Here is a 21899-nt window from a genome sequence, read left to right as displayed (position 1 = left end):
CCGGAAGACCCCCCCCCTCCCCCCCCCCTACGTTGGTGTTGAGTTTCGCCCTTTTCCTGTTGGTTTTCGTTGTGGGTGGGGTGTTTGTTGTTCCCCCCCTCCCCCCCCCCCCCCCCCCCACCACCGTCGTGTCACACCGTGAGCAGGTCGTCCACCGAGCCGCGGCCCGCCATTTCGGCCGTGGCCACCGGGCCCTCCTTCACCGCAGCGTAACGGCCGGTGGTCAGCGTCCACTCGTAGTTGCCGTTGATCCAGTGCCGGATGGCCTCCACCCACGCCCCTCACCAACGTCGGCCTGTCCGCCGCCCTCCGCGGCCTCCCGGCGTCACACTGGACCCGTCCGTACGACGATCGTTCAGGAGGACCACCGCCGATGACGCCCGCACCCGCACGCAGCGCCGAGCAGCGCAAGAGGGACACCCTGCACCGGCTGGACCACGACGTCGACGCGTGGGTCGCCACGGCCGACAGCGCGTCGGGGACGCCCTACCTCGTCCCGCTGTCCTTCCTCTGGAACGGCTCGTACCTGCTGTTCGCCACGTCCGCGTCGAGCCCCACCGGACGGAACCTCGCCGCGACCGGGCGGGTCCGCGTGGGCATCGGCCCGACCCGCGACGTCGTCATGGTCGAGGGCACCGTCGAGACGGTCCAGCCGGGCGAGCTGACCGAGCAGGACGCCGAACTCTTCGCCGCCAAGACCGGGTTCGACCCCCGCGGCCTCGCCACGCCGTACCTCTACTTCCGCGTCGTGCCGCAGCGGATGCAGGCCTGGCGAGAGGCCGGTGAACTGGACGGCCGCGAACTCATGCGCGACGGACAGTGGTTGAGGACCGACTGAATCGGCCGGTCCGGGATATCCGCAAGGTACAGGGCCCGCGGGGCACGACCGCCCCGCGGCCGGGATCCTGCGGAGGAGACATGGCACTGGTGACAGCGGGGGTCCTCGTGCTCGACTGTGCCGAGCCCGAGAAGCTCGCCGTGTTCTACAAGGAACTGCTGGAGGGCGCGGAGGCGGACGCGACAGCCAACCGGGTGGAGATCAAGACCGCCGACGGCTTCCGGATCGCACTGCGCCGGGACGCCAACGCCACCCCGCCCAGCTGGCCGCGCCCCGAGAACTCCCTCCAGGCGCACCTGGAGTTCGTGGTGGACGACCTCGACGCGGTGGAGCGCCGCGTCATCAGCCTCGGCGGCCGCCCCCTGGAGGCCAAGGAGGCCTCGGGCCCCCTGGAGGAACGCGGCTACGCCGACCCGGCAGGCCACTCCTTCACCCTGCGCCGTACCTCGCCGACGGCGCCCAAGCAGGGCTGAAACCGGCCGGCCCGGAGCTCGTCCACCTACTCCACCCAGCCCGCCGGCCCCGCCCCCGGCCGGATCACGAGGGCCCCGAAGGCCGGACCGAGCGGAGGGACGGCCGGAGCGCACAGACGCCGCCCCGCCTGGCACGGTGCCGGGCGGGGCGGCGTCGCTGTCAGTCCCGGCCGCCCTTCTCGCCGGCCGGCCACGTGCCGGTCGAACGCTCGATCGCCTTGGCGCCCGCGCGGTCCACGGCGCTGCGCACCACGGCGAAGATGGCGCCCTGGATCGCGGCGGCCAGCAGGACCTCGCCCCAGCCGCGGTCCTTGTCCAGCGCGTCGGGCGCGTCCTCCTCGTGCCGGATCGCCATCCACGTCTTGCGGAAGGCCAGCCCGGCCAGCCAGCCGCCCGACCAGCCGAGCACGAACCCCAGGGGCTGATAGGCAAGAGCCATCTTCTTCTTGGCCATGGAGATCTCCTTGATCGCTGAAGGGAAAAGGGGGGTCAGGGGGTGTGCGCCGCGGGGATCCGCTCCTCGGCGCGGACCGGGCCGGGCGGTGTGCCGTCGCCGAACGGCCGGCCAGCCAGTTCCTCGCGGTGATGCGGGGTCAGCCAGCCGGACAGGTCCGGCCCGAGCGGCACGAGGCGGGTCGGGTTGATGCCCGTGTGCACCTGGTAGTAGTGGCGCTTGATGTGGTCGAAGTCGACGGTGTCGCCGAACCCGGGCGTCTGGTAGAGGTCACGGACGTACCCCCACAGCACCTGGTTCTCCGTCAGTTTCCAGCGGTTGCACTTGAAGTGGCCGTGGTAGACCGCGTCGAAGCGGACCAGCGTGGTGAACAGCCGGATGTCCGCCTCGGTGATCGTGTCGCCGACCAGGTACCGCTGCCGCCCCAGGCGCTCCGCGAGCAGCTCGAGCCGCCGGAACACGCCCGCGCAGGCGGCCTCGTACTCCTGCTGCCCGGTGGCGAAACCGGCCCGGTAGACGCCGTTGTTGACGTCCTCGTAGACGTCCGACATCACCTCGTCGATCTCGTCGCGCAGCGCGTCCGGGTACAGGTCGGGCGCCCCGTCCCGGTGCAGCGCCGTCCACTCGGTCGCGAGGTCGAGCGTGAGCTGCTGGTAGTCGTTGGTGACCAGTTTCCCGCTGGACACGTCCACCATCGCCGGCACGCTCACACCGCCGGGATAGTCCGTCTCCCGGCGGTCGTACGCCTCACTCAGATAGCGGATGCCGAGGACCGGGTCGCGGCCGTCCTCGTCCAGGGTGAAGCGCCAGCTGCGGTCGTCCTGGATCGGGTCGGCGACGGCCAGGGACAGCGCGTCCTCCAAGCCGAGCAGCCGCCTGGAGACCAGCGACCGGCTCGCCCACGGGCAGGCCCGGCTGACGACCAGACGGTAGCGGCCGGCCTCCACCGGCCAGCCGTCCCGGCCGTCCGCCGTGATCCGGTCCGCGAAATGCGCCTTGGACCGTTTGAACGTCCTCCTTCCGTAGGCGCTGTTGCCGTCTTCGCCGTCGTCGCGGCTCATGGGGGTGACCTCCTTGCCGTACGGGGACCCTGGTGAACGCGTTCCCCGTTTTCCGCGGACGGCACGGTGTGAGCACCGCCGACCGGGGCAATCGGCGGAGGTGACTGAAGAAGGAACTGACCGAAGGACCCGCGTCACCGTGCTGGTGGCGCTCGCCGCCAATCTGGTGATCGCTGCCGCCAAGGCCGTCGGCGGCCTTGCCGCGGGATCACCCGCGCTGCTGTCGGAGGCGGCCCATTCGGTGGCCGACAGCCTGAACGAGGTGTTCCTGCTGGCGGCCCTGCGCCGCAGCCGGCGCCCCGCAGACCGGCGGCACCCCTTCGGCTACGGCAAGGAGCGGTTCTTCTGGTCGCTCCTCGCCGCCGTGGGCATCTTCGTCATGGGCGGTTGCTTCTCCTTCTTCCAGGGCTTCGAAGCCCTGGCGAACGGGGGTGAGGAGGAACTCGGCGGCTATGTGGCCGGCTTGATCGTGCTCGGAATCGCCCTCCTCGCGGAGGGCGGTTCGCTGCTGCGGGCGCTGTACCAGATGCGCCGGCAGGGCGGTGCGGGCGCCGGACTGCGCGACCCGGCCCTGCGGACGGTCGTCGCCGAGGACGGCACCGCGGTGCTGGGCGTCACGCTGGCCATCATCGGCATGGCGCTGCACATGGCCACCGGCCAGGTGGTGTGGGAGGCGTCCGCGTCCCTCGCGATCGGCGCGCTGCTGGTCTACGTCGCCTACCGGCTGGGCCGGGACGCCCGCGACCAGCTGATCGGCGAGGCGGCCGACCCGGAGGCGAGCGGGCGGATCCGGGCGCTGCTGCGGGCCCAGCCCGAGATCGACAGCGTGGAGGCGCTCCTCACGATGAAGACCGGCCTCGACACCGCCCTGGTGGCCGCCCGCGTCGACCTGATGCCCGGCCTGGACAGCGAACGCGTCGAGGAGGTCGCCGTCCGTATCAAGCGCTCCATCGCCAGTACGGTGCCCGAGGCGGACCAGATCTTCCTCGACGTCACCGACCGCCCCGCGCGGGAGGCAGCGGAAAGCCCCGCCGCGACGGGGGAGCGCGGCGGGGCCTGAACCTCGCGTGCCCCGCCGCCGGGGGTTCATGCACCCGGGGAGAGAAATTCTTCCGCCGGCTGCCCTGACCGGGCAGCCGGCCCCGGGTCAGCGTTCCCCTGCCGGCTCCAGCACGAACACCGGGATCTCCCGGTCCGTCTTCCTCTGGTAGTCGGCGTACGCCGGATACGCCGCGACGGCGCGCTCCCACCAGGCCGCCTTCTCCTCGCCCGTGACCTCACGGGCCGTCATGTCCTGCTTCACCGGCCCGTCCTGCAGCTCCACGTGCGGGTCGGCCTTGAGATTGAAGTACCAGACGGGGTGCTTGGGCGAGCCACCGAGAGAGGCCACCGCGGCGTACCGCCCCTCGTGCTCCACGCGCATCACCGGAGTCTTGCGCAGCTTGCCGCTCCGGGCGCCGCGCGAGGTCAGGACGACGACCGGCATCTTCGAGCCCTGCAGGGTCGTCCCCTCCGTACCGCCGGAGCTCTCGTACAGCTGCACCTGCTCGCGCACCCACCGCGTCGGGCTGGGTTCGTACTCGCCCTTCAGAGGCATGGCATCCGTCTCCTCGTCGCGTCCACGGCTCCTGCCACCCCACTGCAACACCCCGGCGCCCGGAAATCATCCGCACCACGCCGCCTCCCGGCGCCCGGCACGCCGCTCCGCCCTCCGCATGGCCGACGCGGTCATCACCCCGCCACCGCCATCCGCACGGCCAGCGCCGTCATCACCCCGCTCGCCACCAGCGCCGTCGCCAGCCGCCCCCGCAGACCGGTCAGCGCCCGGCCCAGCAGCGCGCCGCTTCCGGCCAGCAGCACCTGCCAGCTCGACGACGCGGCGAAGGCCGCCAGCACGAACACGCCCTGTTCCAGCGGACCGGCCGGGCCCGCGGCCTGGGAGCCGAGCACGAGGGCGGCGAAGTAGATCACCGTGGTGGGGTTGAGCAGCGTGATGCCGAGCAGCCCGAGGTAGGCCCGGGCGGGGCCCGGGGGAGCGGGGGCGGACCGGGTGGCGAGCCGGTGGCCGCGGTAATCGCGCAGCGCGGTGACCGCGCCCCGTGCCGCCAGCGCGAGCAGCACCAGCACACAGACCCAGCGCAGCGGCCCGAGCGCCGGGAGCAGCGCGGCGGCCAGGGCCGTGCCGCCGAGTGTGGCCGCGAGGGCGTACAGCCCGTCGGCGGTGGCGACCCCGAGCGCGGCGCAGACACCGGTGCGCAGGGACGTACGGGCGGTGAGGGAGACGAGGTAGGTCCCGACGGCACCCACGGGTACGGCGATGCCGTACCCGGCGAGCAGTCCCGCGACGAGCGCGGCGGTCATGACCGCGGCGGGTTCGGCCCTCCACCGCGGCCGGACCGCTGCTGCCGGCGCGCGGCGACGGCGGCGACGGACAACGGGAGGGGATCAGCGAACGCGGGCATGGCCGGATCCTGAGGCCTGCGCCGCCCTGCCCACAACCGGTTTTCGCACCGGCGCCCGCGCACCCCGCCCCGGCCTGGTCCCCGCTCCTCAACCCCGGCCCCCGGCCCCGGCGTTCGAACGGGCAGACGGCCATCCCCGGCCATGTTGCCGCCGCCACCGATCTGGCCGAACTTCGCGTCGTCCCATAGATGCCTCGGGCATCTAATGAAGATCGGCACGACGCACTACTCGTCTGCGAGGTCTTCATGACGGACACGACCGCACCCGTCGTCTTCCCCCAGAGCCGGACCTGCCCCTACCACCCGCCCTCCGCCTACGACGCGCTGCGCGCCGAGCGACCGCTGAGCCGGATCACCCTCTTCGACGGCCGTGAGGCCTGGCTCGTCACCGGGCACGCGACCGCCCGCGCGCTGCTGGCCGACCCGCGCCTGTCGTCCGACCGCGACCGGCCCGGCTTCCCCGTCCCCACCAAGCGCTTCGCCGGGATCCGCAACCGCCGTACCGCCCTGCTGGGCGTCGACGACCCCGAACACCGCACCCAGCGGCGGATGGTGGTCGGCGACTTCACCCTCAAACGGGCTGTCGAACTCCGGCCACGGATCCAGCAGATCGTGGACGAACGGCTCGACGCGATGATCGCCCAGGGCCCGCCCGCCGACCTGGTGAGCGCCTTCGCCCTGCCCGTGCCGTCCATGGTGATCTGCGCCCTGCTGGGCGTCCCGTACGACGACCACGGCTTCTTCGAGGCCCAGTCGCGCCGGCTGCTGCGCGGCCCGGAGACCTCCGACGTGCTGGACGCCCGCGACCGACTGGAGGCGTACTTCGGCGAACTGATCGACCGCAAGCAGCGGGATCCCGGCACTGGCCTGCTCGACGACCTGGTCCACCGGCAGCTGCGCGACGGTGCCCTCGACCGCGAGGGGCTGACCGCCATGGCCCTCATCCTGCTGATCGCGGGTCATGAGACGACCGCCAACATGATCTCGCTCGGCACCTTCACCCTGCTCCAGCACCCCGAACGGCTGGCCGAGCTGCGCGCGGACTCGGAGCTGCTGCCCGCCGCGGTCGAGGAGCTGATGCGGATGCTGTCGATCGCGGACGGCATGCTGCGCCTCGCCGTCGAGGACATCGAGGTGGCCGGGACGACGATCCGCCGGGGCGAGGGCGTGGTCTTCGCGACCTCCGTCATCAACCGGGACGAGACGGTCTACCCCGAGCCGGACGCACTCGACTGGAACCGCCCGGCCCGGCACCACGTCGCGTTCGGCTTCGGCATCCACCAGTGCCTCGGCCAGAACCTGGCCCGCGCCGAGCTGGAGATCGCCCTGCACACCCTCTTCCGCAGGCTGCCCGCTCTCCGCCTGGCCGCACCGGCCGAGGAGATCCCCTTCAAACCGGGCGACACGATCCAGGGGATGCTGGAACTTCCCGTGACCTGGTAAGAGGCTTCCCCTCATGGATATCGACATCGACCAGGACCTCTGCATCGGCGCGGGCCAGTGCGCCCTGACCGCCCCGGACGTGTTCACCCAGGACGACGACGGCTACAGCACCCTGCTGCCCGGCCGGGAGGACGGCGGTGGCAGCCCCCTGGTGCGGGAAGCCGCCCGTGCCTGCCCCGTCAGCGCCATCACCGTCTCCGAGACGGTGGGCTGACCCCGGGTCACACGGCCCGAAGGAGCAGCCGGGCCGCCTCACGCGCCTCGGCCGCGGGCTCGGCGCTCCTGGTGACACCCGCCGTGACCATGGCCCCCTCCGCCAGCAGGAACAGCTGCCCGCCCAGCGCGGCGGGCAGCCCCGCCGCGTCCACGAGCGTGTCGAGGTAGTTCCGGAACGCCCGCTTGTGGGCGCGCACCCGGTCGGCCACTCGCTCGGACCTGGCGCCGAGCTCCCCGTACGCGTTGATCCACGCGCAGCCGCGGAAGCCCGGCTCGCCGAACCACGCGCCGAGCCAGTCGAACACGGCCAGGATCCGCTCCCGGGGCTCCCCGTGCCGCTCGACGTACTCGGCCAGCCGTCCGCGCCAGCGCGTATCGCGCCGCTCCAGGTACGCCTCCACCAGCTGCTCCTTCGCCGGGAACAGCTGGTAGAGCCGCTTGAGCGACACCCCGGACGTGCCGCGCACGTCATCCATGCCGACGGCCTGCACGCCCCGCCCGTAGAACAGCTCCTCGGCGGCGTCCAGGGCCCGCTCCCGGGCGACTGCGCTGTCCATGTACGACCACTCCTTGACGCGAGAACGAGCGTTCTCCTACCGTATCAGCCGATGTGGAGAACGCTCGTTCTCCGCTGCCGATCAGGGAGGATCCATGACCGACCGCCCGCCGCTGCCGCCCTTCACCCGCGAGACCGCCGCACGGAAGGTCCAGGCCGCCGAGGACGCCTGGAACACCCGCGACCCGCACCGGGTCGCCCTCGCCTACGCGGAGGACTCCGTCTGGCGCAACCGCGACACCTTCGTCACCGGCCGCGCCGCCATCGCCGACCTGCTGACCCGCAAGTGGGAGCGCGAGCGGGAGTACGCCCTGCGCAAGGACCTGTGGGCCTTCGACGGCAACCGCATCGCCGTCCGCTTCCAGTACGAGTGCCGCGACGCCGACGGGCAGTGGTGGCGCTCCTACGGCAACGAGCTGTGGGAGTTCGACGCGCACGGCCTGATGAGCCGTCGCGAGGCCAGCATCAACGACGTACCGATCGAGGAGACGGAGCGCCGCATCCACGGTCCACGGCCGGAGTCCGAACGCGGGCACACGTTCCCCGTCCGGTGAGCCCGGGAGGCCGCTAGGGTTTCCGGGATGACCGAACAGGCCGCCGCCCGGAAGCCCTTCCTCTACGTCGTCGTCTGTGCCGCCGGCATCGCCGCCGACGTCAGCAAGCTGATCACCGCCGCGCAGGAGCGGGACTGGGAGGTCGGCGTCATCGCGACGCCGGTCGCCATGAACGGCTTCTTCGACACCGCAGCCGTCCGAGCGCAGACGGGGCGCCCCATCCGGTCCGCCTGGCGCACCCCGGGCGAGCCGCGGCCGTTCCCGGCGCCCGATGCCGCGGTCGTCGCGCCCGTCACCTTCAACACCGTCAACAAGTGGGCGGCCGGCATCGCCGACACCCTCGCCCTGGGCACCCTCTGCGAGGTCGCCGGGCTCGGCGTGCCCATCGCCGCCCTGCCGTGCGTGGCCGACGCACTGGCCGCCCACCCCGCCTACCAGGACAGCCTCGCACGGCTGCGGGGGATGGGCGTGCGGTTCGGGGACCCGTACGCCGGAGAGCCGCAAGAGGACGGCGACCGACCGGAGTTCGGGTGGGAACGGGCGCTGGACCTGCTCGAACGCGGCTGACGGTCAGTCGCAGCGGACGGCCGGCCCTTCCATCATCCCGCCTGTACAGCGCCTGCCCGCGCGGCATCCCGTACCCCGGCTTCGACACCACCGTCGAGCAGGCGGACGCCGGCGCGACCCGGACCCGCGGTGCGCGTCCCGTCGGGGGCCGACAGGGCAGGATGACCGGCTAGGGGGCTTCTGATGGATCTCCGCGGCGTCGCGACGCCCGGCACGCTCCCCCAAGCTCTTCGAGCAGGGGGGACCCCCACTCGCCGCACCGGACAAAAGGCCTGGTAGCTCCGCTACAAGGCCTTCCGCCCGGCACGCCGAGAGCACGCACCGAACGCCGCTCCTTCTTCCACGGAGATCCATCAGAAGCCCCCTAATGGGGTTCGCGCGGCGCGAACTCGGTTCCGCAGGGCCCTGCCCCGTCGCTCTCCGGCAGCACGACCCGCGCCCCGCTCATCGCCAGCGTCCGGTAGAACCTGCCGATCCGCTCGGCGGACCGCCCCACGTAGTGCCCGATGAACGACCGCCGGAACCGGTCCGCCGAGCGATTGGGCTGCGAACCGTGCACCAGACTCCCGTTGAAGAACAGAACATCCCCCGGCGTCATGTCCACCGGCACCGCCGCCAGCCCTGCCGGAGGCGCCACGTACTCCCGAGCGAAGGACACCTCCGCGTCGGCGAGCTCCGGACAGAACAGGTCCATCCGATGCGTGCCGGGCACGACCTCCAGCCCACCGTTCTCCCGGTCGATCACATCGCAGGCCACCCACGCGGCCACACACGTCCCCGGCTCCACCCGCAGGTAGAAGTTGTCCTGGTGCAGCGCCTGCCCCCGGGCCCCCGGCGGCTTGAAGTAGAACATGCTCTGCGCGGCGAGCACCTCCTCCCCGAGCAGCACCTCCAGCACCGTCCGCAGCCGCGCGTCCAGCAGGACCTCGCGTGCGACCTCGTTGATCTCGTGCGGGTGCATCACCCGCGGCCAGACGCGCAGCGGATCGGCGTCCGGCGTGTCCGCCGCTTGCGGCTCGAAGTGCCCCGGCACCGGCCCGCCGTCCCGCAGCGCCGCGAACGCGCCGCACAGACGGTCGGTCTCCCCGGCCCCGAAGAGCCCGCGTGCGACGGTGAAACCGCCCTCCTCGAACTCCTCCCGGTATCGCCGCAGCCGCGCGGGGTCCAGGAGGGGAGCGCCGGTGGCGCTGTTGCCCGGGACTGTCATGAACGCCTCCTCGGTTGGGTGCCGACAGTGCGGAACGGTAGACCGCCGAGCGGTGAGAGAGGATGCCCGTGCGTGCTGACGGATTGCCCGGCACCGCTGAGGGGTCCCTTCACCATGCCCGCCCGGCTGCTGGAGGGCACCGGCCGGCCCGTGGAACGCGTCGCCGCGGCCCCGGGTTTCGCCGGCCCCTTCCCTTTCAGCCGCGTCTTCCGGGAACGCTACGGGGCACCGCTCGGGGCCTGCCGGACGGCGCACGGCGGTCCACCCGGCTGAGCACCGCCATTGGTTTTCCGGGGCGCCTCGAAAGGCCGGCGCGCGGACGGCGGCCGAGGGCGTGAGCTGCCGTGCGGGCGGCGGTTCAATGGTTTTGCGGGCGACGCCAGAAGCCGGGCTAATACACGTTTCCAAACCGGGCGGACAGCGCGTAAATCCCTTTCGCCGTACTGGCTGACAGTTTGTCAAAAGGCGTTGGGCGGGTACGCAATGCACGAAACCGCAAGATCCCTTGTTCCTCGTCGCTGACCTGTGCAAAGGTGTGCCCTGTCGGTGTGCTCACATCACACCCTTCTTTCGTATGCGCGAGGCCACCGTGCCGGCATACCCCTTGGTATGGACCTTTCTCCGCATGTCCTTGAGAGGAATGCTGCCGTGAAAGACGCAGGCCCGTCGAATTCCCCGGCTCAGGCCCGCAGGTTCGGCCCGACGGATGAGCAGCTGAGCTCCGAGCTCAGGAAGTGGACGGGGGCGACGCCCGCGCTGCATCCCGTCGGCGAACTGCTGGACCGGCACTGGGAGGCGGCCTTCGCCTACGCCCGGCTGTGCACCGGCGGCCCGCGTTCCGCCGGCATGCTCACCACCGCCGCATTCACCCGGCTCTTCGGCGAGACCCTGCGCCAGAACGGCCCGACCTCCGCATGGCGGCCCCAGCTCCTCGTCACCGTACGGCGCATCGCGGCCGAGTGGGCCGGCGATCACCGGCGCGACATGCTCCACCCGGACGTGCTGTCCGGGACCGGTGAGGTGGAGCGGCCGACCGCCCGGCTGCTGCCGTCAGCGCACCGGCGCCTGCTGTCCGGGGCGTTCCAGCGGCTGCCCCAGTCCGCCCGCTGCCTGCTGTGGCACGTCGAGGTCGAGGCCGAAGCGCTCGCCGCCCCCGCCGACCTGCTCGGGCTGGACGAGGAGGGCGCGCGCGTCGAACTGGGCCGGGCCCGCGACCGGCTGCGCGAGGAGTGCCTCCAACTGCACCGCGAACTCGCCCCCGCCGAGGAGTGCCGGCGCTATCTTCGACTGCTCGACGTGACGTACCGGCGTGGCGGTCTCGGCATCGACCCCGATCTACGCGCGCATATCGAGGGCTGCGGCCACTGCAGCGCCGCCGCGGACCAGCTCAGCCAGTTCAACCACGGCCTCGGCGTCGCCCTCGCGGAGGCCGTGCTGGGCTGGGGCGGCCGGGAGTACGCGGAGAGCCGCGTGAGCGGTGCCGGGGAGGTCTCCCCGGAGGGCGGGATACCCGTGGGCCTGGCCGGTGACGTGTTCACGCACGCGGCGAGGACCGCCATGGATCCGGCCGACATCGCGCGTGCGGCCTTCCCGGACCCGGTCGACCCGGTCACCCTCGCGGGCACGATCGGCGAGTCGTTCACCGACCCTTCGGGCCCGCCGGCCGCCCCGGCCGGCTTCGCGGCCGAGGCGCAGGCGCCCGCCGACGACAGGGCCCACGCCCCGGAAGTCCTCCCCACCACCCCCGGCGCCCCCGCAGCGGCCGGGGAAGCCGCCGGGGGCCCGCATGTCCTGGGCCCCCGTACCGCTGCCCGCAGATCTGCCCTCAAGGCGGCCCGCCGTGCCGCCCGCCGCCGTCATCTCACCGCCGGCATCCTGACCGTCAGCGGCCTGGTCGCCCTCCCGCTGGTCCTGTGGTCCATCGGCGGCTCCGGTGACGACGCCCCGGCCGGCGCGGGCCGGCCCGCCGGGGAGGCCCCCGACTCCGAGGCGGGCGGGCCGAGCACCGATCCGTCCTGGGTCGGTGCGGGCGACGCCCGGAAGGGCGCCCTGCGCGGCCGGCTGCACAACGTCTCCTCCGGCCTGTGCGTAGGTCTCGACGGCAAGAAGGCCGTCGAGGACGCGGAGGCCGAACTCACCGCCTGCTCCTCGGACTCCACCCAGCAGTGGACGTACGAGACCGACGGCCTGCTGCGCAGCGGCGCCGCCCCCGGCCTGTGCCTGGACTCCCGCCTCGGCTACTCGGTGCGGCTGGCCCCCTGCTCGGGCGCGTCCCGGCCGGACGGCAAGGACATCCGCTACGACTTCACTCTGCAGGGCGCCCTGGTGCCGCGCTGGAACCAGGACCTGGCCCTGACCCCCGCCGCGACCGACGGCTCGGGAGCGCTGGTCCTCAAGGCCCGGGCCGACGACCGGGTCCAGCGCTGGGCGATCGACACCTCCAAGGCCGACCTCCAGATGGAGGCCGTCACCTGGGACGCCCCCGCGCCGGCCCCGCGCCCCACGCCCACCCCGACCCCCACGCCGTCGAAGACACCCGAGCCGGCACCCACCCCGAGCCGGTCGGCCCCGCAGCCGACGCCGAGCACCCAGCCCCCCACCGCTCCGTCCTGCGAGCGCTACGGCTACTACTGCGACGACGACGGCCAGTACGGCTATCCCGGCTACCCCGGCTACGGCTACGGCTATGGCGGCTACGGAGGTGGCCACGGGTACGGCGGAGGCGGCCGCCGCTGACCCGGGGCCCGCCCCACGGCCCGGCCACGGCCGGCGACAGCCGCAGCGCCACCACGGCCGGCACGAGCGCCGCCGGTACCGTGAGCAGCCCGATCCGGGTCAGCTCCCCGAGCCCGGCCCTGTGCCCGGACTGCCGCACGATCCGCCGCCGATGAAACAAGGCGCCGGTGAGAGACCCGCGACGGCCCTGTTCGCCGTCCAGCGCCCGCCCCGGCCGTGGTGGGGAAGCCGTGCCCCAGAGGGAGATCTGGCCGCGTGCCGGCGGGAGGCAGCCCGGCTTCAGATCTCCTCGAGCAGCGCCAGCTCCGCCCAGATCGTCTTGCCCTCGGTGGTGTGCCTGCTGCCCCACCGCTGGGTGAGCTGGGCGACCAGGAGCAGACCCCGGCCGCCCTCGTCCCAGGTCTTGGCCCGGCGCAGATGCGGTGCCGTGTGGTTGGCGTCGGACACCTCGCAGATCAGCGTGGCGGCGTCATGGATGAGGCGGAGCCGGATGGGCGGGGCGCCGTAACGGATGGCGTTGGTGACCAGCTCGCTCACCACCAGCTCGGCGGTGAACGTGGCCTCGACCATCCCCCAGCGTTCCAGCTGGTCCACGACCTGCTTGCGGATGGGCGCCACCAGCGCCGGGTCGGCCGGGATGTCCCACGTGGCGACCTGGGACGACGGCAGGCCGCGGGTGCGGGCCAGCAGCAGCGCCACGTCGTCCGCGGAGCCGCCGGGCGGGAGCAGGGAGTGCAGGACCCGGTCGCAGGTCTCGTCCAGGGAGTCGGAGGGGGCCGACAGGGCCTCGCGGAGCATCCGGGAGCTCGCGTCGGCCTCCCGCTCGCGGCTCGCGAGCAGCCCGTCCGTGTGGAACGCCAGGACGCTGCCCTCCCGCAACTCCACCTCGACACTCTCGAAGGGCAGCCCCCCGACCCCCAGCGGTGGCCCCGAGGGCAGGTCGAGCCGCCGGGCCGGGCCGTCCGGCGGGACCAGCAGGGGCTGCGGGTGCCCGGCCCGGGCCAGGTTGCAGCGCCGCGACACCGGGTCGTAGACCGCGTACAGGCAGGTCGCTCCCATCTCCCCGGTGCCGGCGTCGCCGCCGGTCTCCTGGGACAGCCGGACGACCAGGTCGTCGAGGTGGGTGAGCAGCTCGTCGGGGGCCAGGTCGATGTCGGCGAGGGTGCGGACGGCGGTGCGCAGCCGGCCCATGGTGGCCGAGGCCTGGATGCCGTGGCCGACGACGTCCCCGACGACCATCGCGACCCGCATCCCGGACAGCGGGATCACGTCGAACCAGTCGCCGCCCACGCCGGAGCGGGTGGCGGGCAGATAGCGGGAGGCCGCCTCGACCGCCGCCGTGCGCGGCAGGGTGCGGGGCAGCAGACTGCGCTGCAGCGTGAGGGTCGTCTCGCGCTCGCGGGAGTAGCGGCGCGCGTTGTCGATGCAGACGGCGGCCCGGGCCGTGACCTCCTCGGCCAGCAGGACGTCGTCGTCGGTGAAGGCCTCGGGGCGTCGGTACCGGGTGAACACGGCGACCCCGAGGGTCGTGCCCCGGGCCTGGAGCGGGACGGACATCGTGGAGCGGATGCCGTACTCGCTCATCCGCCGGAAGCGGTCCGTGTCCCAGGAGAGCCAGTGCTCCAGGTCGCCGGACGAGCCCGAGGCCACGATGGTGTGGCTCGCCACCAGCGAGGTGGCCTGCGGGGAGCTCTCCGGGTAGACGTCGACCTGCCCCGGCTTGGCGCCGGCCTCGGGGCTGTCCGGATGGACCGAGCGGTGGGCGGCCCGGCGCAGAATCACCGGCGGAACCGGGGGCCCGACCGACTCCTCGCCGTGCTCCTGCTCCTCGAGCAGGTCGACACTGACGAAGTCGGCGAGCGCCGGGACGCACACGTCCGCCAGCTCCTGGGCCGTACGGGTGACGTCGAGGGTGGTGCCGATGCGCACGCTCGCCTCGTTGACCAGCTGCAGCCGCTCCCGCGACCGGTACTGGTCGGAGAAGTCGTGCGCCGTCACGCACAGGCCCCGCACCCGCCCCGTGTCGTCGGTGAGCGGTGCGATCCGGGCCAGCCAGGCGTGCGCCGCCCGGGCCTCGCCGCTGGCCTTCAAGTACGTCTGCATGTCCTGGCGCCGTCCGGTGCTGAGCACCCGGCGCAGATACGCCTCGAGCTCCCTGTTCTGCGGGCGGCTGCCGATGTCGGTGGGCCGCAGACCCAGCAGCCGCTCGGCGGGCAGCCCGACGAGGTCCGCCATGGCGTCGTTGACGCCGCGCAGCCGCAGCCGCTCGTCGAAGATCATCGTGGCGCAGGGCGACTGCGTCAGGGCCGCCCGCACCAGCGGATCGTCCGGCAGTCCCTGCCCCGCCTGGGCCTCCGGCGGGGACACGGCGAGCCAGTCGGTCGTCTCCGCGCCGTCCGGCGGTCTGCGGTGGGCGAGCACCCACACGGGCACCGGATGGCCGTCCTGGTGACGCAGTGTGACGGTACCGCTCCAGCGGGCGCCGTCCGGCATCGGCGGCGGTTCCGAGGCGTCGGCCAGCAGCGCGGCGGCCGGGCGCCCCACGACCTCGTCGGCCGTGTGGCCCAGCAGGCGGCGGGCGCCCTCGCTCCACTCGGTGAGCGTGCCGTCGGCGGCGATGACCGCACGGGCGGCCACGCCATCGTCGATCGGCTCGTCCGGGCTCATCGTCGCCACTCCATACGGACACTCACAGTGAACAGGGAAGTCGCTTGAGTTCCAGCCTAGTCCGTAGGAGCCCGGCGTGAACCGGTAACCCCCGTGCCGCCCGGCCCGGCCGGCCGGCGCGCCGAACCGGCCGACGTGGCATCCGGAGCAGAAGGACGCTCCCGCACCCTTGACGGGCCGGTGTGACACCTCGACAGAATCTGTTTGTTCGCGATGAGTTGTGATTACTTCTGGGCCCTGATGAGGGAGAGTCGCCATGTCGGTCACGCGCAGATCGGTCTTACTCGCCTCCGCGGCCGCCCCCGCGGCCGGAGCGCTGCTCGGCGCCCCGGAGGCATGGGCCGCCGAGGAGGCGCGCGGCGCGTCCGGCCGCCGCGTCGTCGCGCTGCGCGACGGGTGGCGCTTCGTGCTGGTGAATCCGGGCGGGATCAGCGACCCGACCGGCGCCTACGCCGACGCCCACCTTCCCGGACACGACGACTCCGGGTGGCGCGAGATCGCCGTCCCGCACGACTGGAGCATCGAGCAGGCCCCCACCACCGAGCACGGCACCACCAGCGGCACCGGCTTCCTCCCGGGCGGCCTCGGCTGGTACCGCCTCGCCTTCACCCTGCCGCCCGCACTCGCCGGCAAGCGGATCTCGGTCGAGTTCGACGGCGTCTACATGGACTCCTCCGTCTACTGCAACGGCGAGGAGGCCGGCCGCCACCCCTACGGCTACACCGGCTTCGCCCTCGACCTCACCGACCTGGTGCACACCGACGGAACCACCGAGAACGTGCTCGCGGTCAAGGTCCACAACCGGCTCCCCAGCAGCCGCTGGTACTCGGGCAGCGGTATCTACCGCGAGGCCCGGCTGGTGATCACCGAGCCGGTGCACGTGGCCCGCTGGGGCACCCGCGTCACCACGCCCGAGATCTCCGCCCAGCGGGCCGTCGTACGGGTGGCCACCTCGGTCGTCGACGCGTCGGGCGAGGGCGTGGACGTCGAGATCGTCTCCCGGATCGTCGACCGCAAGGGCCGGACCGTCGCCCGTACCTCCTCCACCGTCGCCGTCACCGGCGAACGGACCGAGACCCACGAGCTCACCGTCCGGCGGCCCGAGTTGTGGGACATCGCGGCCCCGCACCGCTACACCCTGCACACCGACCTGCGCGTCGGCGGCAGAACCACCGACACCTACCGCACGGTCTTCGGCATCCGCACCTTCCGCTTCGACCCCGACGAGGGTTTCTTCCTCAACGGCACCCACCACAAGATCAGGGGCGTCGACCTCCACCACGACCTGGGCGCGCTCGGCGCCGCCGTCAGCGTCGACGCGGTGCGCCGCCAGATGGAGATCATGCTGTCCATGGGCGTCAACGCCCTGCGCACCGCCCACAACCCGCCCGCGCCCGAGGTGATCCAGGTCTGCGAGGAGCTGGGCGTCGTCATGCTGGTGGAGGCCTTCGACTGCTGGCGCACCGGGAAGAACCGGTACGACTACGGCCGTTTCTTCGACGAGTGGGGCGAGAAGGACGCCACCGAGATGGTGCTGGCGGCCCGCAACTCGCCCGCCGTGCTGATGTGGTCCATCGGCAACGAGGTGCCCGACTCCACCTCCACCGCCGGCCTCGCCATGGCCGACCGGGTCATCGCCGCGATCAGGGCGGCGGACGACACCCGCCCGCTGGTCATCGGCTCCGACAAGTACCGTCGCCTCCCCGCCAAGGGCTCCGCGGCCGACCTGATGCTGGCCAAGCTCGACGGCCTCGGCCTCAACTACAACACCGCCAAGTCGGTGGACCAGCTGCACGCGGCCTACCCGCACCTGTTCCTCTTCGAGTCCGAGTCCTCCTCGGAGACCTCCACCCGCGGCGCCTACCAGGAGCCCGAGCACCTCAACACCGGCGAGAATCACACCCCCGGCAGGCGCTCCACCTCCTCCTACGACAACAACCTCGCCTCCTGGACCATGAGCGGCGAGTACGGCCACAAGAAGGACCGGGACCGCGAGTGGTTCGCCGGGCAGTTCCTCTGGTCGGGCATCGACTACATCGGCGAGCCCACGCCGTACGACGTCTTCCCGGTCAAGGCGTCCTTCTTCGGCGCGGTCGACACCGCGGGCTTCCCGAAGGACATGTACTACCTCTTCCAGAGCCAGTGGGTCGGCGAACCGATGGTGCACCTGCTGCCCATGACCTGGAACCATGAGGAAGGCGAGACGGTCGAGGTCTGGGCGTACGCGAACGTCGACACCGTCGAGCTGTACCTCAACGGCAGGTCCCTGGGCGTCAGGCGGTTCGACACCAAGAAGACCGTCGACGGCCGCACCTACCTGGAGACGACCGAGGCGACCGGCGACGACAAGACCTTCACCGACGGCCCCTACCCCGGCAGCTACACCAGCCCGAACGGCAGCGCCGGCAAACTCCACCTGACCTGGAAGGTGCCCTACCGGCCGGGCGTACTGAAGGCCGTGGCGCGGCAGGACGGCAAGGTGGTCGCCACCGACGTGCTGCGCACGGCGGGCGCTCCGCACGCGATACGCCTGACCGCGGACCGCGAGTCCCTCGCCGCGGACGGCCGTTCCCTGGTCTTCGTGACCGCCGAGGTCGTCGACCGGCGCGGTGTCGTGGTGCCGGACGCGGAGCACCTGCTCTCCTTCGAGGTGGCGGGCGGTTCCCTGGCCGGGCTCGACAGCGGCCGCCAGGAGAGCGCCGAGCGCTACCAGGCGAGCACCCGCACCGCCTTCCACGGCAAGACCCTCGCCATCGTCCGCTCCGGCACCAGGGCGGGCACCGTGAAGGTGACCGCCCGCGCCGGCGGCCTGCGCGCGGGCACGGTGACGGTACGCGCCACCCGGGCGCAGGACCGGGCCCGGACGGCTCCGCCCGCCTTCCAGCCGGAGCACCCCAAGCCCCTCGACCCTCCGCACGCGGACGCCAGTTACTCCGGACGCCCGGACACCCTGCCCGCCGCCATGCTCGACGGCGACCCGGCCACCGGGTGGTCCAACGGCTTCTTCAAGCAGGCCACCGCCCTGCTGCCCGCCTTCGACGGGGCGCGCGCCGAGGACTGGGTCTCGGTCGACTACGGACGCACCCGCGGCTTCGACCGGGTCGACGTCTCCTTCACCGAGGACGCCGCGCACAGCCTGCCCGCGGCGATCGAGGTGGCGGTGTGGGACGGCCGCGCGTGGCGTGCCGTGCGGAACACCGCGATCGACTGGGCCACCGCCTCCGGCAGCCCGACCGTGATCACCTTCGAGGCCGTGCGGGGCTCCCGGATCCGGCTCACCCTGACGAGCCGCCACCCGGACGAGGCCCGGGGCGCGATCCGCATCAGCCGCCTGGAGGCGCCGGCGCTCTGACCGCTGCGCGCAGCGGTCCGGGCGGGCGGCGACAGCCAGTCCCGTCCGGACCGTTGACGGGGTGTCACATCTGCCACAACCATGGCGGGCATCCGCACTTGGGAGCGCTCCCACACCGAGCGCCACCCGCACCTCCCCAGAGGAGCCCGGACGTGAAACGACGCAGAACCGCCCTGTTGTCCCTGACGGCACTGCTGGCGACGGCGCTCACCGCGCTGCCCTCCGCGCCGGCCGGGGCCGAAGAGAGCGAGCAGGTCAGGAACGGAACCTTCGACACCACCACCGACTCCTGGTGGACGACCAGCAACGTCACCGCCGCTGTGTCCGACGGCCGGCTCTGCGCCGACGTCCCCGGCGGCACCACCCATCGCTGGGACGCCGCCGTCGGGCAGAACGACATCACCCTCGTGAAGGGGGAGTCGTACCGCTTCTCCTTCAGCGCGACCGGGACACCCGCCGGGCACGCGGTGCGGGCGATCGTCGGTCTGTCCGTGTCGCCGTACGACACCTACCACGAGGTGACGCCGCAGCTCAGCGTCTCCGGCGACACCTACGCCTACACCTTCACCTCGCCCGTCGACACCGCTCAGGGCCAGGTCGGTTTCCAGCTCGGCGGCAGCGCGGACGCCTGGCGCTTCTGCATGGACGACGTCTCGCTGCTCGGCGGGGTGGAGCCGGAGCCGTACGAACCCGACACCGGGCCCCGGGTCCGCGTCAACCAGGTCGCCTACCTGCCTGCCGGGCCGAAGAACGCCACCCTGGTCACCGACGCCACGGCGAAACTGCCCTGGGCGCTGAAGAGCTCCGGCGGGAGGGTGGTCGCCCGGGGCACGAGCGTGCCGCGCGGCGTGGACGCCTCCTCCGGGCAGAACGTCCACTCCATCGACTTCGGCGCCTACCGCAAGAAGGGATCGGGCTTCACGCTCGTCGCCGACGGCGAGACCAGCCGGCCCTTCGACATCGGCGCGAGCGCCTACGAGCGGCTCCGGCTGGACTCGGCGAAGTACTACTACACCCAGCGCAGCGGCATCGAGATACGCGAGGACCTGCGCCCCGGCTACGGCCGCCCGGCCGGTCACGTGGGTGTGGCGCCCAACCAGGGCGACACCGCCGTGCCCTGCCAGCCCGGAGTGTGCGACTACACGCTCGACGTCAGCGGCGGCTGGTACGACGCCGGCGACCACGGCAAGTACGTCGTCAACGGCGGCATCTCCACCTGGGAGGTGCTGAGCACCCACGAACGCGCGCTGCACGCCCGCACCGGCGACGCCGGCAAGCTCGGCGACGGCGCGCTCGCCATCCCCGAGAGCGGCAACAAGGTCCCCGACATCCTCGACGAGGCCCGCTGGGAACTGGAGTTCCTGCTCAGGATGCAGGTGCCCGACGGCAAGCCGCTGGCCGGCATGGCCCACCACAAGATGCACGACGAGCAGTGGACCGGCCTGCCGCTGCTGCCCAGTGACGACCCGCAGAAGCGCGAACTGCACCCGCCGTCCACCGCCGCCACCCTGAACCTGGCCGCCACCGCCGCGCAGGCCGCCCGCCTGTACCGGCCCTACGACAAGGCGTTCGCAGGCAAGGCGCTGGCGGCCGCCCGCAAGGCCTGGTCGGCGGCGCTCGCGCACCCCGACCGCTACGCCTCCGAGAGCGACGGCATCGGCGGCGGCGCCTACGCCGACAGCGAGGTGACCGACGACTTCTACTGGGCGGCGGCCGAGCTGTACCTCAGCACGGGGGAGAAGCGGTTCGAGGAGTACGTCCTGAAGTCGCCGGTCCACACGGCCGACCTCTTCGGTCCGCTCGGATTCGACTGGGCCCGCACCGGCGCGGCGGGACGGCTCGACCTCGCCACGGTGCCGAACAAGCTGCCCGGCCGGGACAAGGTCCGCCGGTCCGTCGTCAAGGGCGCCGACCGCTACCTGGCCACGCTGAAGGCACACCCCTACGGCATGCCGTACGCACCGGACGGCAACACCTACGACTGGGGCTCCAGCCACCAGATCCTCAACAACGCCGTCGTCCTCGCCACCGCCTACGACATCACCGGCGCCTCGAAGTACCGGGACGGCGCACTGCAGAGCATGGACTACATCCTGGGCCGCAACGCGCTGAACATCTCCTACGTCACCGGCTACGGCGAGGTCAGCGCGCAGAACCAGCACAGCCGCTGGTACGCCCGCCAGCTCGACCCGAACCTGCCGAACCCGCCCAGGGGCACCCTCTCCGGCGGGCCGAACTCGAGCATCCAGGACCCCTATGCACAGAGCAGACTCCAGGGCTGTGTCGGACAGTTCTGCTACATCGACGACATCCAGTCCTGGTCGACCAACGAGCACACGATCAACTGGAACGCCGCCCTGACCCGCATGGCCTCCTTCGTGGCGGACCAGGGGTAGGGACCGTACGAGCACACCGGGTGCCGGGGGGAGTCCGCCGACAGGACGCCCCCGGCACGCGCGCGTAGCCTGGTGGCATGCCAGCGGTGCGGGTCGACGGCATCGAGGTCGCGTACGACCGGGTGGGCCAGGGCCCGCCCCTCGTGCTCGCGCACGGTGCCACGACCGACGCGCGCCTGTGGCGTCCGCAGGCCGAGGACCTGGCCGACGAGTTCACCGTCGTCGCCTGGGACGAACCGGGCGCAGGGCGCTCCTTTGACGTTCCGCCGTCCTTCGCGCTGGCCGGGTACGCCCGCTGTCTGGCGGCCGTCATCGAGGACGTGGACCTCGGCCCGGCGCACGTTCTCGGCCTGTCCTGGGGCGGGACCGTGGTGCTGGAGCTCTACCGGTACCACGCGGAACTCGTCAGGACGCTGCTCCTCGTCGACACCTACGCGGGCTGGAAGGGCTCGCTGCCCGCGGCGGAGGTGCAGGCGAGGGTCACGGGGGTGGAGCGGATGCTCGCGGTCCCCGCCGAGGAGTTCGCGCCGACCATGCCGGGCCTGTTCGCCGGGCGGCCACCGGCCGAAGCGGTCCGCCTGCTGTCCGTGATGTCCGCCGACACCCGCCTGGAGAGCATGCGGACGGAGCTCACCCTCATGGCCGAGACCGACCAGCGCGATCTGCTGCCCGGGATCACGGTGCCGACCCTGCTGCTGTGGGGCGAGCTCGACGCGCGCTCCCCGGTGGACCTCGTCGCCCGTCCGCTCCTGGAGGCGATCCCGGAGGCCACCCTGGTCGTGCTGCCCGGCGTCGGGCACCTCAGCAACATCGAGGACCCGGAGGCGTTCAACCGGACCGTCCGGGAGTTCTGCCGCGCCCATTCCTGAGCGGACCCGCGACGCACGGCCGCGACGGCTCGTGCCCGACGGGCTCCC

The 21899-nt window shown here is 72.6% G+C and carries 19 protein-coding genes; 11 read left to right on the top strand and 8 right to left on the bottom strand.

The window, feature by feature from the left end; translation table 11 throughout:
• Nucleotides 1–131 precede the first annotated feature (131 nt).
• Nucleotides 132–272 carry a hypothetical protein gene (locus ACZ5TL_RS07130; protein WP_468588364.1) on the bottom strand — a complete coding sequence of 47 codons (141 nt, stop codon included), beginning with the start codon at nucleotides 270–272 and terminating at the stop codon, nucleotides 132–134.
• Nucleotides 273–373: 101 nt separating this feature from the next.
• On the opposite strand from ACZ5TL_RS07130, the gene ACZ5TL_RS07125 reads away from it, so the two are divergent.
• Together ACZ5TL_RS07125 and ACZ5TL_RS07120 are read left to right on the top strand one after the other, a co-directional pair.
• The gene (locus ACZ5TL_RS07125) at nucleotides 374–838 is read left to right on the top strand and encodes a pyridoxamine 5'-phosphate oxidase family protein (protein WP_468588363.1); all 465 of its coding nucleotides are present in this window, start codon (nucleotides 374–376) and stop codon (nucleotides 836–838) included.
• An 80-nt stretch (nucleotides 839–918) separates the two neighbouring features.
• Nucleotides 919–1311, top strand: a complete 393-nt coding sequence (locus tag ACZ5TL_RS07120; RefSeq protein ID WP_468588362.1) for a VOC family protein — start codon at nucleotides 919–921, stop codon at nucleotides 1309–1311.
• Between the two features lie 160 nt (nucleotides 1312–1471).
• Here the strand turns inward: ACZ5TL_RS07120 and ACZ5TL_RS07115 are convergent, their stop codons facing one another.
• Nucleotides 1472–1765 carry a DUF4235 domain-containing protein gene (locus ACZ5TL_RS07115; RefSeq protein ID WP_468588361.1) on the bottom strand — a complete coding sequence of 98 codons (294 nt, stop codon included), beginning with the start codon at nucleotides 1763–1765 and terminating at the stop codon, nucleotides 1472–1474.
• Nucleotides 1766–1800: 35 nt separating this feature from the next.
• Nucleotides 1801–2826, bottom strand: coding sequence for a glutathione S-transferase family protein (locus ACZ5TL_RS07110; protein WP_468588360.1), 1026 nt, complete (start codon nucleotides 2824–2826; stop codon nucleotides 1801–1803).
• 139 nt (nucleotides 2827–2965) lie between these two features.
• On the opposite strand from ACZ5TL_RS07110, the gene ACZ5TL_RS07105 reads away from it, so the two are divergent.
• A complete protein-coding gene (locus tag ACZ5TL_RS07105) occupies nucleotides 2966–3886 on the top strand; it encodes a cation diffusion facilitator family transporter (protein ID WP_468588359.1) in 921 nt (306 codons plus the stop codon).
• Between the two features lie 87 nt (nucleotides 3887–3973).
• On the opposite strand, the gene ACZ5TL_RS07100 is transcribed toward ACZ5TL_RS07105, so the two are convergent.
• Nucleotides 3974–4423, bottom strand: coding sequence for a nitroreductase family deazaflavin-dependent oxidoreductase (locus ACZ5TL_RS07100; RefSeq protein WP_468588358.1), 450 nt, complete (start codon nucleotides 4421–4423; stop codon nucleotides 3974–3976).
• 134 nt (nucleotides 4424–4557) lie between these two features.
• Complete coding sequence (locus ACZ5TL_RS07095; protein WP_468588357.1) at nucleotides 4558–5187, bottom strand: LysE family transporter; 630 nt, start codon at nucleotides 5185–5187, stop codon at nucleotides 4558–4560.
• Between the two features lie 347 nt (nucleotides 5188–5534).
• Between ACZ5TL_RS07095 and ACZ5TL_RS07090 the strand changes: the two genes are divergently transcribed.
• Both ACZ5TL_RS07090 and ACZ5TL_RS07085 read left to right on the top strand, forming a co-directional pair.
• A complete protein-coding gene (locus ACZ5TL_RS07090; RefSeq protein WP_468588356.1) occupies nucleotides 5535–6731 on the top strand; it encodes a cytochrome P450 in 1197 nt (398 codons plus the stop codon).
• Nucleotides 6732–6744: 13 nt separating this feature from the next.
• Nucleotides 6745–6945, top strand: a complete 201-nt coding sequence (locus ACZ5TL_RS07085) for a ferredoxin (protein WP_468588355.1) — start codon at nucleotides 6745–6747, stop codon at nucleotides 6943–6945.
• A 7-nt stretch (nucleotides 6946–6952) separates the two neighbouring features.
• Here the strand turns inward: ACZ5TL_RS07085 and ACZ5TL_RS07080 are convergent, their stop codons facing one another.
• Complete coding sequence (locus ACZ5TL_RS07080) at nucleotides 6953–7504, bottom strand: TetR/AcrR family transcriptional regulator (protein ID WP_468588354.1); 552 nt, start codon at nucleotides 7502–7504, stop codon at nucleotides 6953–6955.
• Between the two features lie 94 nt (nucleotides 7505–7598).
• On the opposite strand from ACZ5TL_RS07080, the gene ACZ5TL_RS07075 reads away from it, so the two are divergent.
• Nucleotides 7599–8057 carry a nuclear transport factor 2 family protein gene (locus ACZ5TL_RS07075; RefSeq protein ID WP_468588353.1) on the top strand — a complete coding sequence of 153 codons (459 nt, stop codon included), beginning with the start codon at nucleotides 7599–7601 and terminating at the stop codon, nucleotides 8055–8057.
• Nucleotides 8058–8084: 27 nt separating this feature from the next.
• A complete protein-coding gene (locus tag ACZ5TL_RS07070) occupies nucleotides 8085–8624 on the top strand; it encodes a flavoprotein (protein ID WP_468588352.1) in 540 nt (179 codons plus the stop codon).
• 364 nt (nucleotides 8625–8988) lie between these two features.
• Here ACZ5TL_RS07070 and ACZ5TL_RS07065 read toward each other — a convergent pair whose 3' ends face one another.
• Complete coding sequence (locus tag ACZ5TL_RS07065) at nucleotides 8989–9831, bottom strand: phytanoyl-CoA dioxygenase family protein (RefSeq protein ID WP_468588351.1); 843 nt, start codon at nucleotides 9829–9831, stop codon at nucleotides 8989–8991.
• Nucleotides 9832–10479: 648 nt separating this feature from the next.
• Between ACZ5TL_RS07065 and ACZ5TL_RS07060 the strand changes: the two genes are divergently transcribed.
• The gene (locus ACZ5TL_RS07060; RefSeq protein ID WP_468588350.1) at nucleotides 10480–12567 is read left to right on the top strand and encodes a ricin-type beta-trefoil lectin domain protein; all 2088 of its coding nucleotides are present in this window, start codon (nucleotides 10480–10482) and stop codon (nucleotides 12565–12567) included.
• Between the two features lie 279 nt (nucleotides 12568–12846).
• Here ACZ5TL_RS07060 and ACZ5TL_RS07055 read toward each other — a convergent pair whose 3' ends face one another.
• Nucleotides 12847–15234, bottom strand: a complete 2388-nt coding sequence (locus tag ACZ5TL_RS07055; protein ID WP_468588349.1) for a SpoIIE family protein phosphatase — start codon at nucleotides 15232–15234, stop codon at nucleotides 12847–12849.
• Between the two features lie 256 nt (nucleotides 15235–15490).
• Between ACZ5TL_RS07055 and ACZ5TL_RS07050 the strand changes: the two genes are divergently transcribed.
• The 3 genes from ACZ5TL_RS07050 (at nucleotide 15491) to ACZ5TL_RS07040 (ending at nucleotide 21851) form a co-directional block, all read left to right on the top strand.
• The gene (locus ACZ5TL_RS07050; protein WP_468588348.1) at nucleotides 15491–18586 is read left to right on the top strand and encodes a glycoside hydrolase family 2 TIM barrel-domain containing protein; all 3096 of its coding nucleotides are present in this window, start codon (nucleotides 15491–15493) and stop codon (nucleotides 18584–18586) included.
• 152 nt (nucleotides 18587–18738) lie between these two features.
• A complete protein-coding gene (locus ACZ5TL_RS07045) occupies nucleotides 18739–20982 on the top strand; it encodes a glycoside hydrolase family 9 protein (RefSeq protein ID WP_468588347.1) in 2244 nt (747 codons plus the stop codon).
• 77 nt (nucleotides 20983–21059) lie between these two features.
• Nucleotides 21060–21851, top strand: a complete 792-nt coding sequence (locus ACZ5TL_RS07040) for an alpha/beta fold hydrolase (RefSeq protein ID WP_468588346.1) — start codon at nucleotides 21060–21062, stop codon at nucleotides 21849–21851.
• The last annotated feature ends 48 nt before the right edge of the window (nucleotides 21852–21899 follow it).

The sequence above is a fragment of the Streptomyces sp. NPDC033136 genome, from assembly GCF_055578235.1.
The sequence above is the reverse complement of the archived record's forward strand: the minus strand, read 5'-3'. Positions and strand labels throughout refer to the sequence as shown.